The 16,377-nt window shown below is 42.8% G+C and carries 16 protein-coding genes and 2 pseudogenes; 6 read left to right on the plus strand and 12 right to left on the minus strand.

Going from position 1 to position 16,377, the window contains the following annotated elements:
- Positions 1-52 precede the first annotated feature (52 nt).
- Positions 53-1,768: pseudogene (gene aspT / locus R8N47_RS08640) on the minus strand (aspartate-alanine antiporter).
- A 426-nt stretch (positions 1,769-2,194) separates the two neighbouring features.
- Between aspT and R8N47_RS08645 the strand changes: the two are divergent.
- The 5 genes and pseudogenes from R8N47_RS08645 to R8N47_RS08665 all read left to right on the plus strand — a co-directional run.
- Entirely contained in the window at positions 2,195-2,407 is a 213-nt protein-coding gene (locus tag R8N47_RS08645; RefSeq protein ID WP_005377106.1) for a DUF1656 domain-containing protein, read from the plus strand.
- 10 nt (positions 2,408-2,417) lie between these two features.
- On the plus strand, positions 2,418-3,281 hold the full coding sequence (locus tag R8N47_RS08650; RefSeq protein ID WP_005377105.1) for an HlyD family secretion protein: 864 nt from the start codon (positions 2,418-2,420) through the stop codon (positions 3,279-3,281).
- 13 nt (positions 3,282-3,294) lie between these two features.
- On the plus strand, positions 3,295-4,650 hold the full coding sequence (locus tag R8N47_RS08655; protein WP_064354001.1) for an FUSC family protein: 1,356 nt from the start codon (positions 3,295-3,297) through the stop codon (positions 4,648-4,650).
- Between the two features lie 302 nt (positions 4,651-4,952).
- Positions 4,953-6,608: a hypothetical protein gene (locus R8N47_RS08660; RefSeq protein ID WP_064354002.1), complete on the plus strand. Its 1,656-nt coding sequence runs from the start codon at positions 4,953-4,955 to the stop codon at positions 6,606-6,608.
- Positions 6,609-6,817: 209 nt separating this feature from the next.
- A pseudogene (locus R8N47_RS08665) lies at positions 6,818-7,786 on the plus strand (carboxylesterase family protein); the annotation flags it as partial.
- On the opposite strand, the gene R8N47_RS08670 reads toward R8N47_RS08665, so the two are convergent.
- The 7 genes from R8N47_RS08670 to R8N47_RS08705 form a co-directional block, all read right to left on the minus strand.
- A complete protein-coding gene (locus tag R8N47_RS08670; RefSeq protein ID WP_213913903.1) occupies positions 7,758-8,090 on the minus strand; it encodes a hypothetical protein in 333 nt (110 codons plus the stop codon). The pseudogene R8N47_RS08665 and the gene R8N47_RS08670 overlap by 29 nt on opposite strands.
- A gap of 153 nt (positions 8,091-8,243) precedes the next feature.
- Positions 8,244-8,696, minus strand: a complete 453-nt coding sequence (locus R8N47_RS08675) for a hypothetical protein (protein WP_064354110.1) — start codon at positions 8,694-8,696, stop codon at positions 8,244-8,246.
- A gap of 134 nt (positions 8,697-8,830) precedes the next feature.
- A complete protein-coding gene (locus tag R8N47_RS08680) occupies positions 8,831-9,292 on the minus strand; it encodes a GNAT family N-acetyltransferase (RefSeq protein WP_064354111.1) in 462 nt (153 codons plus the stop codon).
- A gap of 144 nt (positions 9,293-9,436) precedes the next feature.
- Positions 9,437-9,844, minus strand: a complete 408-nt coding sequence (locus R8N47_RS08685; protein WP_176225793.1) for a hypothetical protein — start codon at positions 9,842-9,844, stop codon at positions 9,437-9,439.
- Positions 9,845-9,980: 136 nt separating this feature from the next.
- Positions 9,981-10,523, minus strand: coding sequence for a hypothetical protein (locus R8N47_RS08690; RefSeq protein WP_031813962.1), 543 nt, complete (start codon positions 10,521-10,523; stop codon positions 9,981-9,983).
- Between the two features lie 133 nt (positions 10,524-10,656).
- Complete coding sequence (locus R8N47_RS08700) at positions 10,657-11,139, minus strand: hypothetical protein (protein ID WP_064354113.1); 483 nt, start codon at positions 11,137-11,139, stop codon at positions 10,657-10,659.
- Positions 11,140-11,290: 151 nt separating this feature from the next.
- Entirely contained in the window at positions 11,291-11,812 is a 522-nt protein-coding gene (locus R8N47_RS08705) for a GrpB family protein (protein WP_029824562.1), read from the minus strand.
- Positions 11,813-12,045: 233 nt separating this feature from the next.
- Here R8N47_RS08705 and R8N47_RS08710 point away from each other — a divergent pair, with 233 nt between their 5' ends.
- Entirely contained in the window at positions 12,046-13,008 is a 963-nt protein-coding gene (locus R8N47_RS08710; RefSeq protein WP_017636093.1) for an integron integrase, read from the plus strand.
- A 43-nt stretch (positions 13,009-13,051) separates the two neighbouring features.
- Here the strand turns inward: R8N47_RS08710 and R8N47_RS08715 are convergent, their stop codons facing one another.
- From R8N47_RS08715 to tyrR, 4 genes are read right to left on the minus strand one after another with little or no spacing between them, the layout of a single operon-like run.
- Positions 13,052-13,525, minus strand: a complete 474-nt coding sequence (locus R8N47_RS08715; RefSeq protein WP_064354115.1) for a DUF2947 domain-containing protein — start codon at positions 13,523-13,525, stop codon at positions 13,052-13,054.
- Positions 13,526-13,538: 13 nt separating this feature from the next.
- On the minus strand, positions 13,539-14,126 hold the full coding sequence (locus R8N47_RS08720) for an HD domain-containing protein (RefSeq protein ID WP_005376917.1): 588 nt from the start codon (positions 14,124-14,126) through the stop codon (positions 13,539-13,541).
- 1 nt (position 14,127) lies between these two features.
- Positions 14,128-14,712 carry a ribosomal protein S5-alanine N-acetyltransferase gene (rimJ, locus tag R8N47_RS08725; RefSeq protein ID WP_005376916.1) on the minus strand — a complete coding sequence of 195 codons (585 nt, stop codon included), beginning with the start codon at positions 14,710-14,712 and terminating at the stop codon, positions 14,128-14,130.
- A 36-nt stretch (positions 14,713-14,748) separates the two neighbouring features.
- Positions 14,749-16,293 (minus strand): transcriptional regulator TyrR, encoded by a 1,545-nt coding sequence (gene tyrR / locus R8N47_RS08730; protein ID WP_005376914.1) that lies wholly within the window; start codon positions 16,291-16,293, stop codon positions 14,749-14,751.
- Between the last annotated feature and the right edge of the window lie 84 nt (positions 16,294-16,377).

The raw sequence follows: 16,377 nt of genomic DNA on the forward strand, positions 1-16,377 counted from the left end.
TTCCCCTACCGCCTATTTAATTAGGCGATAAGCGTGTTCGAATTTATTTAAATTACATGCCTGCGTTTAAAGTAATAATGCCGACAATAATTGGACCCCATAGGGTAAGCAGGACATTGGCGACTGCATAAGTCACAGTGAATGAGAATACTGGCGTTGCGTTACCTGTTTTTTCCATTAAAGCCGCGAATGCTGGGTTCGCACTTCGTCCACCTGTCACACAGCCAAGTGCTTCAACCGGGTTCTTAATCTTCAATACAAAATATGAGAAGAAGAACGAAATAATCTGAGGGATAATCGTTACACCCATGCCAAGGAACAACAGAGACATACCGTGTTCTTTGATGGTGTCGACCGCTTGAGGCCCAGCCTCAAGGCCAACAATGCCTACAAATGCTGCCAAACCGAAATCTCGAATAAAGTTCGCGGCACCCACAGGAAACTGAGCAACATGCGGATTGCGGCTACGCAACCAACCGACGATCAAACCTGAGATCAAACAACCTGCACCAGAACCGATAGTGACGGGAATACCAGCAATCTTAAAACTGATTAGACCAATTAATAGGCCCACCACCATGCCCATACCAAGCACGATTAAGTCAGTCACGTTTGCTGAGCCCATTCGCTGACCAATGTTTTTCTCAACGCGATTGATATCTTTTGCGGTACCTGTAAGCTGGATGACGTCGTTTTTCTTCACCACAAGATCCGGCGTCATTTCAATTGAGTTGCCTTCACGAATATAGTCTGTCACATAAATACCGCGCATAGAGCCTTGGTTCGAAGCCTCTTTAATCTCTTGCAGCGACTTACCAATCAGTTTGCGGTTGTCTGCGATCAGTTGACGGTTTTCTTCAATAACTTCATAGCCTTCTGGAAGTGCAATCTCGTTGTCAGCCAAACCATCTTGCAGCTTATGTACCGCATTACGACGACCAGTTACAACAATGACATCCCCTTCTTTCAGTGCTGTGAATTTGTCCACTTCTAGCACTTTGCCATCACGTTAAATCAATTCAATACAAGCAGCTAGAGCGTGTTGGTTTAACTGAGCTAAGGTTTTGCCTGCTAGCCCACCATCTTTGCTCACTTTAAATGCTCGTGTAACCAGCGCTGTGATAGCGTTGAACTCACCCGGCACTAAATCACGCTTACCATTTGAATTTTTCTCTTCTAGCGCAATCGCTTCTGCTCGGATATCCCACTTCATCAGTGTTGGGAATACCCATGTCACCATCAGAATTGGACCAAGCGAACCAAAGATGTACGTAACCGCGTAGCCTACTGCGACGTTGGTCTGCATTAGGTGCTTCGCTTCTTCTGTCACACCACCAAGACGTGCGATCGCATCACCCGCTGTACCGATGATTGCCGATTGAGTCAAACCACCAGCTGCAAGGCCTGCTGCCGTACCTCTGTCTAGATCAAACATCCAAGCTGCTGCTAGTACACAAAGCAGGCCAGAAACCGTCATCACTACAGCAGAAAGTAGAATGTTGATGGTTCTAAAGTTCAATGCTTTAAAGAACTGCGCACCACCTTGATACCCTACTGCGTAAATAAAGAGCGCAAAGAAAATGCTTTTTACGCCGGGATCAATATGAACACCAAATTGCCCAATAATTACACCCATTAATAATGTTCCCGCAACACCGCCAAGAACAAATCGACCAATGGTAATTTTACCTACCATATAACCGAGAGAGAGCGTAATAAAGAGAGCAACAAATGGTGCCATGTCAAAAAGGTTAGAAATAATTTCCATGACAATTTTACTCTTACTAATAAATATAAAACTCAAATAATCTAACGAATAATCTGTCACTCATATTTGTTGGATTATTTAATTTAAAAAGCATCTCGTTTGCTTCGAAGCGAATATTAGAAACAAAACCTCACAACTCGTAATCCCATTTGAAGGATGAAACCATCACTTCGCATATTCAAACGCAAACATTGAACAATAATTGTCGAAAATTTAATAACTTAGTGGTCTGAAATGAACATCAAATAAATTGGAAAATAAATTTATTTTTATTTTCACTGTCCAAAAAGCTACTTTGTTGCGCTATTCCCTCTATATAGCGCATAACACCTTTCTCTTGATGGATTAGATCCTACAAAAGCGATTATCACTGATGCCATCACTTGCCTTATCTTTACATTCATCAAGTTAATAGAGAAAAACACCATGAACTCAATGCCACATGAACTTGTGTGGGGCGAAGTTTACTTCCCTCCCTTGTTGCTGGTTATTGCATTGGCTTACATGCTCACCATTTTGGTTGGAACCGTTGCAACAAAACTGGGACTCCACAAATACGTTGCATTTCCTGCGCTCGCTGAGCTAAGCCTAATTGTGATTTTTACTGGCGTTATTGGTCGATTCATTACCATATTTTGAGGCAAATTCCGTGATAAAACGTTATCTCATCACACTGCTATTACTGTGTTCCGCTGGCACCGTGATTTTCAGCTACTACCAATCATACTCTGACAACCCTTGGACTAGAGATGGCCAAGTTAGCGCGCACATCGTTTCTATAACCCCCCGCGTAACAGGACAAATCATCCAAGTCTACGTCGAAGACAATTCGCAAGTGAAACAAGGCGATTTGCTGTTTGAGATTGACCCAAGCATCTATAAAGCGGCGTACCACAAAGCGCTAGCAGCTCAAAAGCAAGCCATTGCATTACTAGCAAAGGCCAAAAATGAAGAGCAGCGAGCACTTAAGTTAGAAAAGCGCACACCTGGCGCTGTACCTGTACTGACATTGAATAACCTAGACAATGCGGTGGAGACAGCCGTTGCCAACGTAGAACTCGCGAAAGCCAATGTTGAAGAAGCCAAGCTAAACCTTGATTACACAAAAGTTTATGCGCCAACGAATGGTTATATCACTAATTTGAACTTACGTGTCGGCTCTCAAGTCGTCGCTAACTCCCCAGTCGTGGCTTTGATTGATGAAGACAGCTTTTGGATCGAAGGATATTTCAAAGAAACGGATTTAGTTGGCGTTGATCCACAAGATAAAGCCTACGTGACCTTAATGATGCACAATGAAGCTGTGTTGGAAGGAAAAATCAAAAGCATTGGCTACGGCATTGCGAAACAAGATGGTAGTACTGGTAACGATCTTTTGCCCAATGTGAACCCTAACTTTCAGTGGATACGCTTAGCTCAACGCATTCCAATTAAAGTTAAATTAGATCACTTACCGAAAGATTTTCAACTACGTGTTGGTATGACGGCCTCTATCAAAATCATCAAACAATAATGCGGTGGAATGTATGTTTAATGCCTCAACCAAAGAAGCAATCAAAGCTGCGCTGTCTATCGTTATCGCGATCTGCCTTGCCTTATGGTTTCAATGGGAGAAACCGTATTGGGCAGCGATCGCAGTCGCGGTAATGGCATTAAATGAAAGCTTCGCTCACTCAATAAACAAAGGTCATAATCGCTTATTAGGAACCCTCCTTGGCATCGGTTATGCCTTTTTCCTCATCACGACATTTTCTCAAGATCGCTTTTTGTTTCTCACCTTCTTCACCTTGTTTTTAGGTGCGTGCATTTTTATGTCGAGCGACGAAAAGTATGGTTATGTGTTCTCTATCGGCTTTGCTGTGTGCTCCATCATCGCATGTATGGGAGGATTTGATAGTCAAGCAACGTTCCACTTCGCTGTTCTTCGCATGCAAGAGACGATTCTTGGTGTGATCACGTTTTCTGTTGTGTACCGATTAGTTTGGCCAGTCAGTACAGAACAAAACTTCATTCAACGTTTTGAGGCCAGCAGAGAGGCGATGCTTAACGCTATGAAATCGCCCAATGATATAGATATTGAAGCTCTTGAGACCAACAGCGCCAACATAGAAAAGTTGTTCCAACTGGTCGGCTTACCACTTACTGGCAGCTACCACTTGAAAGAACATCGTCAGCTATGGCGTGCGCGTTTAAATGAGATGGCACAAATCCAAGACCGATTGCTAGAACAAGCAGATAAATCGCAAAGTCGTGAGATCGATTGGCCAACGCTAACGCAGCAACTTCAAAGCTTTGATATTAAAAATCCAAGTACGTCTCTCATCGGTCACGTTGCTTGTGTCATGCAAAGAGAGAAAAACACAGTTTGGCATCACGAGCATCGAACGTTTATCCAGCATTTGAATGAAGACGGCAGAAAGGTACTGCAAGGTGTCTCCATGTTCATCACTTCTTTGTTGATCTGGATTTATCTGCCCGTACCCGGAGGTTTCATTTTTCCGATGCTAGCAGGCGTGTTCTCTTCAATCGTTCCTACTATGCCACCAAGCATTATTAAAGATGCATTTTTTGGGGTGATAGGTACTGGCACGGTGATTCTATTGCAATACATTTTCATAATGCCAATGATGACCGAGCTTTGGCAGCTTGGGCTATTCTACTTCATCAACATCATCGTAATTTGGAAAGTCTTTTCCACACCAAAACTGATGGTACATAGAATTCTAGGTATTAACTTATTGGTTGTCTTGACATCAGGAGCGCTCAATTTAACCCCAGCTTATCGAATTGAAACGCCCTTGCTGATGCTGGTAAACATTATGATCATTTTGATGATTGCCAAGTTGTTTACTGATCTGTTTCGTGTTCGCGTTACGGTCTAAGCGTCACCTCCGTTCTTGAAACTAAAGCCCTGCATTGCTTCTGCTATGCGGGGCTGTTTGTTTGTGAGCTAGCCATTATTCCTTCGTAACCCATAAAGCGAGGATAGTATCCATCAAAAGCGATTAACGGGATTTCTCTACCCACCATAAAATCCTCTCATTGATTTACGAAATGTAATCGAAAACCATGCATTCACAACGTCAATCACAGCAAACATATCTATCTAACTGAACAAGAAGTTCAGTGACACATTAACTGTCTGAGTCTCGAAGGTTTGAGACTATTCAGAGTGGAAACTGTCATGAGTTTTTTTGAATTACGCGCCGGCAAGACGTCTTCTCTTACTGTGCTCGCGAGCGCACTAATGCTTACTACCCCCACTTTTGGCTTCGCCGCTGAAGAGACGACGACCTACAACGAAGTAATCGAGCAAGGCCGAGCGCTGTTCGACAAATACGGTATCAGTCATGATTTACCAAAACTGGCCATCAGCTCTCTAGTTCAAGGCGAGCATTTGGTAGAGCATGCCCACCGAAGTGTTAAAATCGGTGATAGCGTTCGCGATTCGTCCGTCTACTTGGTTAAGAACACCGATAACAAAGGCAACATTGATCTGCGTATCAAGTACAACCCTGAACAACTCGATGAAAATGAAAAAGTACTTGATGAGATCGAAGCTTTCACACGAACAGAATACCGCCTTCGAAACTACGCGGAGAGTTTTGATCCGTCATCAGTAAGAGCCAAAGAGGATCAGAATGGTAATGTGATCATCAGTTTTAATTACTCAAAATACGGTCTTCCTCAAGATATCGCCTACTTTCGCTTTTTAAGCGTTGATATTGAGTTGGTTAATGGTGAACCGAAACGTATGGTCATTACCAACGATAAACCGTTCACACATCACAACTACCAAGTGGATTCTTACGATCAAGAGATCCTCTTCCAGAAGTTAGCGTCAGGCAAAATTGCGATTGCCAGTAAAAACACCAAGATAGTTGGTTCAAAGAAAAATAAACCCCTCGAAATGATGAGCAGCGTAAAACCGGTAGCGATTTATGAAGATAAGCTTGGCGTGCAAGTACTAGACGAAAAACGCTTGAATGAGGTCTCTGATCCACGCATGCAAGAAGCCAGTGTTAAGCTAGACCGAGTTTTTCCTTTAATGGGTGATATGGTTCGTCGTCAAGGTATCGATTTGCCTCTGCCGTTTGGTGTGTCGCTAGCGTATCGAAATCAAGATATGAATATTCCATTTAATGATTTCACGATTGAAGGCATCGGCCTTAATGAACTGTTTGATCCAGAAGACAGTGTCGGCATCGTGAGTGCTGAGAGCATGACGCTTCGTGGCGATGTAAACATCCTGCCATTTTGGAATGTATTTGGTTACATCGGAAAAGTTAATGTCGATGCCAATGTTGATGCCGCCTACACGGGTGAAGGTGGCCAGTACATAAAAGATAAGCTGAACGATAAACTGCCAGGATTAGGTGATAAGTTTTGCGATGGTTTATCTGCACTTTGTAGTCGCGGACGCCTAGACGTGCCGCTGCATTTGGAATATGACCTTCGTGGTATAGGTACAACCCTTTCGGTTGGCTATAAAGAATTCTTTGCTTCTGTCACTGGTACCTATTCGCAAACTCGCTTAAAGGGCTTAGATGATTGGGGCGATGGTATTGTTACTGTACAGCCGATGTTGGGTTATCAACTTGTCGATTATCGCACGCAGTTTTTTGTCGGAGCAGAATATCAAGGACTGGACGCTCGAATGGACGGGCATGTAAAAAGTGGTGATATCGAATTCGATTACGACATTGGTGTAGATCTTAATCAATGGGCGTTTTTGACTGGTTTCAATAAGCAAATCGGCAAAAACTACAACCTGACCTTTCTCTATAACAAAGGGGAAACTCGAGAGTCAGTAACCTTAAATCTTGGTTACCGTTTCTAGCTCTCATAAAGAGCCCGCCCCTAGACGATGGTAGGACTGCATCCTACAAAGGCGATTACTGAAACTGTCGCCGATGTCCTACCATTTGAGCCATCAATACAACAAGCCATCCAACCATTCACGGATTAATGCCAAAGCGTCAGGACGTCGCTTGTTAGATGCCGTTTAACATTTTCGGTGTACGCACCAAATGACTTTTGGACATAACAATGACTTTACTCAATCGCTCAACTTTAGCCATTACCATCACTCTTGCCTTAGCAGCTTGCAGTGATGACTCTGGTAAACCTAGCGTTCCTAACGGCCCGAAGCCACTACAACCCTTACCACCAGAGCAAATCGCTTTGGAAATTGGCGATGCAACCATTCAAGCGACCAAAGAGTCCCTTGTCATCACGCCTCTTGATGCGGATGAAAAACTGGCAGCGGTAGAGGCGTTCAAAGGTATCCAGTTTGCGCAAGCAGACCGCTTTCAGCACAGCATTGCGGTCCCACTTGAAGGCGATGTTGATGCGACTCAGTTCGGTGATGCGTGTCCGCAATTAAAAACCACGACACAAACGCAATCAGAAAATTGTTTGAACCTAAACATTTGGCGACCTGCCGGGACAGAAGCGTACGCAGATTTGCCAGTTTATGTCTTTATTCACGGTGGAGACTTTGAATACGGCGCGGGCTCAGAACCGCTGATTCATGGTGATATGGTGGTTGCACAAGGTGCTGACGATGGTAACCCGTTTATTGCAGTTACTTTTAACTATCGTTTGGGCTTGCTAGGCAGTGTTTGGATCGATGGTTTGGACAACCCTGAGGGCGGTAACTTTGGCCTAGGCGATCAAAAACACGCGCTTGAATGGGTTCAACAAAACATAGATGCATTCGGCGGCAATCCGCAAAACGTGACACTCATGGGGCAAGGTGCGGGTGCCATGTCGGTGGGAATTTTACAGCAATCAAAAGGCGATGCTGCAATCGCAGGTGAGCACTTTCAGCGTGCCATCATGCAAAGCAACGCGTACGGCTTTGAATATAAAAGTTACGATGTTGCCAAGAGCCAAAGGCCAGAGCAAAGTGTTGAAGATCTAACGCTACTACCACTTGAAGAGGTCATGAAGGTACAGAGCGAGATGCTTGATCCTATTCAACGTCTTAAGAACTGGGTACTGACCGCTGCGAATAACTGATGCATTCATGCATTAGGTCTTTCCATTGCTCAGGGCAATCATCAAGTATGTCCTCAAGGAGACTTTCGGCATTTTGGTTATAACTATTTTCCCACGACTCTATTAGTAGTTTTTGATCGCTTTTTAATGGTTCATAGCTAGTAATACCCAACCAATTTATAAATGCAGGAATCGTCCAACCTTGTTTTGCCAAGTCAGCAACAGGCTCGCTCAACTCTGAGATAAGCCAATCATTGTATTTTTTAGAGAAATCGACAATATCAATATTCTCTAGGAACTCTATGACAGTTTTCGACATAATCTAGAACCTTATAACGCCCTGTTAAGGTGTGAGCAACGCAATACCGAAGCCGCCGCATACCACCTTAAACACTAAACGCAACGCATAGTAAAAATGCCACGCGTTGCGAATCACTCTTAAACAGTTTGTTATATGTTTTTCACTTCAGCTCTATTTATTGTTTCCGTTATTCACACTTTCTTTGCTATCTTCAGCAACACCATTTTTATTCCTATCTTCCATGAGTTTCTCTCTGAATCTTTTTAATAATTGTGAATCAGATGACATCGTTGAAAATAATACGCTGGTATCAATTCCGGTAGCAACAAATGCTTTCTTTTCGTCTTCCGTGAATTTCACTGGTGACTTAGCATCTAGCACTCGGATCGCCCACTGCCTCATTGCTTTTCTTTCGCGTGAAATACCGCTGAAAGCTGATATTTTATTTTCATCATCAGCTAAGTCGTTACTTAAAATACCTACTGCTAACCTAACATAATCAGAGTCTACCTTGGTTTTTTCAACCGATGTTGATACAAACCAACTAGATATTACGATTGCAATGGGTAAACCAAGACCAGAAATCCATTGAATCACATTTGAATGTCTTTCGAAAAAACTCATAATTCCCTCTACATATAACGCCGCGTTAAGTGGTGAGCAACGCAGACCACCAAACCTAAACCATTGTACCTTAAACACTAAACTCAACTAGAACTGAGAGCGCCAAGCGTTGTGAATCCGCCTTAAACGCTTTGTTATACCGCTGCCTGCCGCTCCAGACGAACTTCTATTGCTTTAACATTTGAAATGTCAGCCAATTCAAAAATATCTGACTCAATACGCTCCGCAACCTTGAAACCTAGTGCCTCAAAGATCTCTACATTACCAGTTTGCTCAACGCACCAAACTGAGAGCAAGCATGCATTTGAGAACATACGCTCTGCTTCTAAAATTAAGCTTCGAGCTACTCCTTTTTTACGACATTCAGGCATAACAGCAAGTGTACTTAAATTAAGCGTCTTGCCAGACAACTTAACCTTTATAAGACCCACTAGCTGGTGATCCAAATAATATCCCAAACAAGTCCACTCATTTGTTGAACTAGCTTGGTTTCTTTGAGTTTCGGAAGTGGGGCGATAGATTTTTCGTAGCTCGGAGAAGCTTGTTTTTGATAGAGATAAGAGCGACTGATCTGTCCCGCTTATTTGCTTTATCATTGATTTCTCCTTTGCGGTATAACGCCCTGTTAAGGTGTGAGCAACGCAATACCGATGCCGCCGCATACCACCTTAAACACTAAACGCAACGCATAGTAAAAATGCCAAGCGTTGCGAATCACTCTTAAACAGATTGTTATGTAGCTATTCGCCATTACCCAAATCAAAAAGGTTTATACCACCAGAACTATCTAGACTGGTATTCGTCACTTTACTATTAGGTTCTACATTTACTTCTGCATATAGTAAGTAGCTTTCAAATGATGGGACTTCAGATACGTTAAATAGGATCTTTCCAACAGACTTTTGAAAATCCAATAAGTCGCCTAGATCTTCATGTAGTTCCAAAGCCAACTCTTTACTGTATGGCAGCAACATGCCATAAGAAACTGACTTATAGAATCGGTCATTGCTGCGATTAATCTGGTTCAATACCCAACTAATCTCATGAAACGAATAGGTGTTCTTTTTCCCAAATTTAGCACACAGCTTAGGAGCTACATCTTTAGCCACTGACTGAACATAAGCCTTTTTATTCATGAACTTAAGCATATCTATCCTCCTTGCTACATAACGCCCTGTTAAGGTGTGAGCAACGCAATACCGATGCCGCCGCATACCACCTTAAACACTAAAGCCAACGCATAGTGAAAATGCCACGCGTTGCGAATCACTCTTAAACAGTTTGTTAGGCATCTTTTCCCGAATGGTACTCTTTAAGTTGAGTTGCAACTTCATTTTGTAGCCAATCTTCGGTAATCCCCATTGTTTCCCACACTTTCAAACTCAGTTTTTCTACCGCGTGATCAGCAACTTGGAAAATGTGTATCAAGTTCTGGAGTTCAGTGATCATTTCTTTGCGACCATCAGTATCTGACATATGCATTGCATAATCGTAAAAGAAATCGTGTGCTAGCCAGTTACGCTTTTTCAGAGTAGCTTCAAGGTGTGTTACTAACTCATAAGGTAGATCAACTTTCTTCTTAACTTGTCCCAATAGACGACCAAATGTATGGGAATTTAACCCATTATATATTTCTAACCACTCTTCTTGATTCAGTGCTGAATTGTCGACGACTTTATAACCCATCGCGAAGTTTACTAGGGCTTTTTCAGCGCACTGTGCATTGAACGAAGCTAACCCAAAAAAGGCAAAAACTTCCTTTTCGTCACATAACTCCGGTTCTGGGATTGGCTTTAACTCACCAATATTTATATCACCAACTTTCACAACGACTCCTTGATGCCTAACGCCCAATTAAGGTGTGAAGCACGCAATACCTATGCTGCTGCATGGTACTTCAACACAGAAACCACCGCATACCAAAAATGCCACGCGTGCTGAATCACTCTTAAATTGTTTGTTATGGCGCTACACTCAACGTTAGCTCTTGTATGTCAATTTGGTCTACTTCCCTGCCCAATATCCGCTTGTACTCGACTAAACGATGAACTGGGATAACTGGCAACTCGATACCTTGATAATCTTTAATAACTGACTCTGAAAAGTAGATTTCAAGCTGGTGCCAAGAGCCATCTTGACGTGATTGTATCTTAGTATGTTCAGACAAACCGATTTCAATTTTTTGATTTTGGTAAACCAATTGGAAATACTCTAGATCCCAACCATATTCGGCATAATGAGTTAACGGTTTGGATATGTATTTTGCTACATGCGATAGCACTTTGTCTGCGTCTGAGTTTCGAATATAAAGATCTATATCTGCGATTTCCCGACTTCCACCATGAATAGTTGCCGCTAATCCACCTACTATTTGATACTCTACAACCTCTGCATCCAAGATCTCTTTGAGCCACTGTAAAGCTACTTTAACTTTATCACTCATCTAGTTCCCTTAGCTGAATTTGCCCTGCGCCATAACGCCGCGTTAAGTGGTGAGCAACGCAGACCACTACAGCTAAAGTATTGTGCCGTAAACAATAAAGCTGAAGCAAACCAAAAATGCTAAGCGTTGGGAATCCGTCTTAAACGCCTTGTTAGGTAAATTTCCAGCGTAGTGCGTTTGCCTCATGCTCCTTTATAAAACTGTCTTTATGATTGCAATATACACCAATATCGTTGTTACAAATTGAAGCACCTTCTCGCTTCAAATTACCATAATGCAACGCTATTTCTGGAAATTGAATCAAGTAGTCACGAAATGCAATATGCCTATTTGCTTCTGGAGACCCAACTAAAAAAGCATGTACTTGGTGACTTCTTTGTATGCCACCTTTTTGAAAATAACGCCTACCTGCTATACCAAATTCACCTTTAACTTCATACCCAAGCGACTCCATCAGATTATTGTTCTTATCCAATTCTTCTAGTGATTTCACTTCAACAAGAATATCGATGATTGGTTTCGCACAAAGACCTTTGACTGAAGTACTACCAATGTGATGAATTGCCACTACATTAGCTGAATTCAAGGCCGATTCTAGCAACACCTTTTCATCGCTAAATTCATTGGCCCATGAAGGTCGATAGTCTACAACTTCAATTACCCTCGAACTCATTGTTCCTCCATTTACCTAACGCTCTCTATACGGCGATTTGCCGTTTTTATGGCAGGCTACCGCCTTCTTTCTTATCAAAAGCGCTATCAATCGTAGCACTTATATGTATGAAACAAATAGAAAAACAGTATGAATATGTGTGGTAGCGCGCGCAATTAGTCGGCGCACAGCACGCTAATTTCAAAAGTGGTGATACATTAACAGAACTGTATAAATAAACAGGTTAATTTATCATGAAAAGTCAGTTTTTACTTAGTGTAAAAGAACACATGCTTACGCGTCATTATGCGAATAAAACTATCGAAAGTTATCTATTTTGGATAAAACGCTTTATCACTTTTCACCAGCTTGCACACCCATCAACACTAGCAGAAGATGATGTCATTCAATTTCTGAGTTACTTAGCGGTAGAAGAAAAAGTTGCGGTAAAAACGCAAGCTTTGGCGCTGAACTCAATATCATTTTTATATCGTGATTATTTCAAAACCCCACTATCACTTGATATGAGATTTCAGAAATCCTTGACCGAAAAGAAACTTCCCGTTGTATTAACCAGGGAGGAGATCCGAAGATTCGTTCAGCATATCGACCCGAGGTATAGACTCCATATTCAGCTGCTTTACGGCTCAGGGCTTCGAGTTATGGAATGTTTACGCTTAAGAGTTCAAGACATCGATTATGATTATGGTGCAGTTCGCGTTTGGCAAGGAAAAGGAGGTAAAAATCGTACAGTCACATTAGCCAAAGAACTGCATGAACCACTCAAAGCTCAAGTTAATTTAGCAAGAAACTATTACTTTAAAGATAGGCACATGCCTGGTTATGCGGGCGTATACATCTCTGAAGGTTTACGACGTAAATACCCAAAAGCGGAGCTAGATTTTAACTGGCACTTTTTGTTTCCATCAACAAAGTTAAGCGCAGATCGAGACACTGGTGAACTCAGAAGGCATCATATCAATGAAAGCGCAATACAAAGAGCAGTAAAGCGCGCGGCAAGCGACGCAAGCATTGAGAAAACTGTAACTTGCCACACACTAAGACACAGTTTTGCCACGCACTTATTGGAATCTGGCGCAGACATTAGAACTGTTCAGGAACAATTAGGGCATACTGATGTGAAAACCACGCAAATCTATACTCACGTTATCGAGCGCGGGGCTGGCGGTGTGTTGAGTCCATTATCCAGCCTTTAGAAAAACAAAGCCACCTCGAAAGGTGGCTTTGCTTTATAACTCGTTATTGACGAACACCGAGTTTCACATTGCCTTTTGAATCAAACCAAAGTGCTTGTGAACGGCGACGTCCTATTAGTATCGGACCATCGTCATAAAAGAGAAAGTTCTTCCAGTGCTTTTTAAAAATAGACCATTTCGTTTCGATGACATTGTACTTCTCGTAGCAAAAGTAAACGGTCACATCGTCTTGCCAATCGATATGTGCCTCAACTTCCGCTAGCATGTCAGGATCATCCGACTCCCAGGCAGCCATCCAATCCACAGTTTCAGACCAATTCGCCTCATTCATTGGCCAGTCTTGGGAACTAAGTCTATCCATATCAGGGCTTTGAGCACTGATATTTTCTTTCCAAAATTGTGCTGAACGGGCTTGGCTCATCGGCTTAATAAAAGCCAAATCTTCTTCTGGCACAGGCATCGACTGATGCGTAAAAATCCATTTTCTTTGGTATTCATCCAAAGGCAAATAAGACATTCAGTCTCCTTTATTACGATTTCAGCCAACCTTTCTCTGTGGCTTCTTCAATCAACTCTTTCGCTTTGTCCCATAAGGTAACAGAGCCAAATTCAATTCGTTTATTAATGGTAAGTGCTTGTTCGCGTGAGACACCATGTTCCTTCCAACTCTGACCATTATTATGGTAGTTCAAGAGCATTGGAATTAACCGATCGAGTGCTTTTGCATACTTAGCATCATCGGTCTGCGCGGCTTCAAATTCATGCCAAAGCGCCAATAGCTCTTGCTCCTGATCGCTGGGTAACATACCAAACAAGCGCTCTGCAGCTCTAATTTCTTTTTCTGCTTGCTCTTGAGACGCAGCAGTATCATAAACAAAGGTATCGCCCGCGTCGATCTCTACTACGTCATGTATCAATAACATTTTCATCACTCGGCAAATATCAACAGGTGCATTCGCATGCTCTTCCATCAATATTGCCATCAGTGCGACATGCCAACTATGCTCACCACTATTTTCGAGGCGCCCTTCAGCACTTTTAACTCGAGTTCGGCGCAAAATGCTTTTGAGTTTATCGAGCTCGATTACAAGTGCTAACTGCTTTTCCAATCGTTCCATACTATCGCCCTTCTGGCTGCCAATTCGGATTAATAAGCGACGTTAGAACGTGGTCTTGCCACTCACCATTAATCAAAAGGTAATCTTTTGCATACCCTTCTCGGTTGAAACCTACATGCTCTAGCACAGCTTCACTGCGTTTATTGTGAGGCATGTAGCCAGCTTGAATACGATGCAGTTTCTGAACGTTAAACATGTAGTCGCAAGCCATGGTTAATCCACGACGCATATAACCATGCCCTTGCGCTTTTTCAGCGAGAGAATATCCGACGTTACAAGAATAAAAAGGAAAACGACTCAAACTACTAAAGGATATCGTACCTAGCATTTCACCCGAAGAGGCTCTGACTAAAAGGCAATAATACCCCAATCCCATTCGATGCAGCTCATTGAGCTTGATAAGCTTTTGCAACCAACCGTTCACTGAGAAAAAAGCCTCTTCACGTTTCGGTTCAAACGGTTTCAGGTATTCTCGGTTCGCTTGAAAATATTCGGCAATCATATCTGCGTCACCGATTTCAGCGGTACGAAGAAGCAAGTCACCGTCCAACTTATGAACGGCGATAGATGAGCTGTTATCTTCCATTACAAATGATTAATTCCGTCTTTTCGTTCAATTCGATTAATTCTTACGGATACCATAATCACGCAGTTTATTAGCGATTGAGGTATGCGATACATTTAAGCGCTTAGCAAGCTTGCGGCTTGATGGGAATGACTGATACAAACGTTCCAGAACTTGAGATTCATAATCACGCATGATCTCATCCAAAGAACCGTCGATGTTAAGCGTTGCACTACCAGCGCCGACTGACTGAGGCTGAGGTAAATTGAAGTGATCCGCGTTTAGTATACCACCATCCATTTCCGTGAGCGCTCGAAGAACCATGTTATCCAGCTGGCGCATGTTTCCTGGCCACTGATAATTTGCAAGGGCATCAACTAGACCATCATCAAACTCTGGCTTATCAATCCCAAGCTGTTGAGCATGTTTCGCCACGAACAACTCAAGCAATGGTGCAACGTCGTTTGAGCGCTTACGTAACGGAGGAATGCTGAGCGTAAGTACGTTGAGACGATAATACAAATCTTCACGGAACATTCCTGCTTCAGAAAGCTCGGCAAGGTTATGTTTTGTTGAAGCGATGATACGAACATCGACATGCATCTCATCTTCTGCACCGACACGACGGAAATTACCATCTTGTAGAAAACGTAACAGCTTGATTTGAAGATGCGAGCTCATTTCACCGATTTCATCAAGAAATACCGTCCCGCCATTTGCTTGCTCAAAGATGCCTTTGTGGCCTTGTTCATGATTGAATGAACCCGGCGCATGACCAAAAAGTTCAGTTTCTGCTACATCGTCAGGCATCGAAGCACAACTCAAAACTAGGAATGGCTTGCTCGCGCGGCTAGAACGGCTATGGCAAGCTTTAGCAAGCATTTCTTTACCAGTCCCCGTTTCGCCCTCAATCAACAATGGTTGGTCAAGCACAGACAGCTTCTTAGCTTGGTTCATTAGTGCTTTATGACGGTTCGATATACCAACAAAGTGCTCAAAACCCAGAGGATTATGCAGCGGTAGTGCTTCTTCAATTCTGGCAACTTGCTGACTAGAGCGAATCGTCATTAGAGTACTCGCTAGAGTCGAGTTTTGCGCTTCGTCTCGGATATAAACGGGCATCAACTCTAGAACATAGTCCAAGCCATCAATCACAAGGTTTTCCCGCGTTCGACCATTAACACCTTCAGACCAACGAGAGAAACGAACACTTGGTAACAAAGCACCGATTTGAGTACCAATCACTTCTTGCTTGTGAAGGCCAAGCAATGAAAGTGCAGACATGTTCGCCATGTCTACGGCACCTTTAAGATCAATGGCAAAAACCGGATCGGGCAAGTTATCAACTAACGAGAGCAGCTCCGTATTGTGGCGCTCCATCGGCATAAACTGGATTTTACGTACGTCTTTCACCCCCGGAATACGGCGGATTTCAGCCATCAGCTCACTAAACGTATCAAAATCAATATCCGGGCAATTCAAATAGATAATACCGCTAATATCGATTTCGATACCACGTAAGTCGATGCTTTTAGACGCTAAAATATCGAGCAGTTCTCGGGTCAAGCCGAGTCGATCTTCACATAAGACTTCAAGACGCACTTAAAATATCCCAATTCACAACTGTCAGGAAAAGTTGACAGTAGTTTCTATCATGCTTGGAATGGCGTCAAGCAATCCTATCCA

The organism is Vibrio sp. 2132-1 (genome assembly GCF_033344315.1).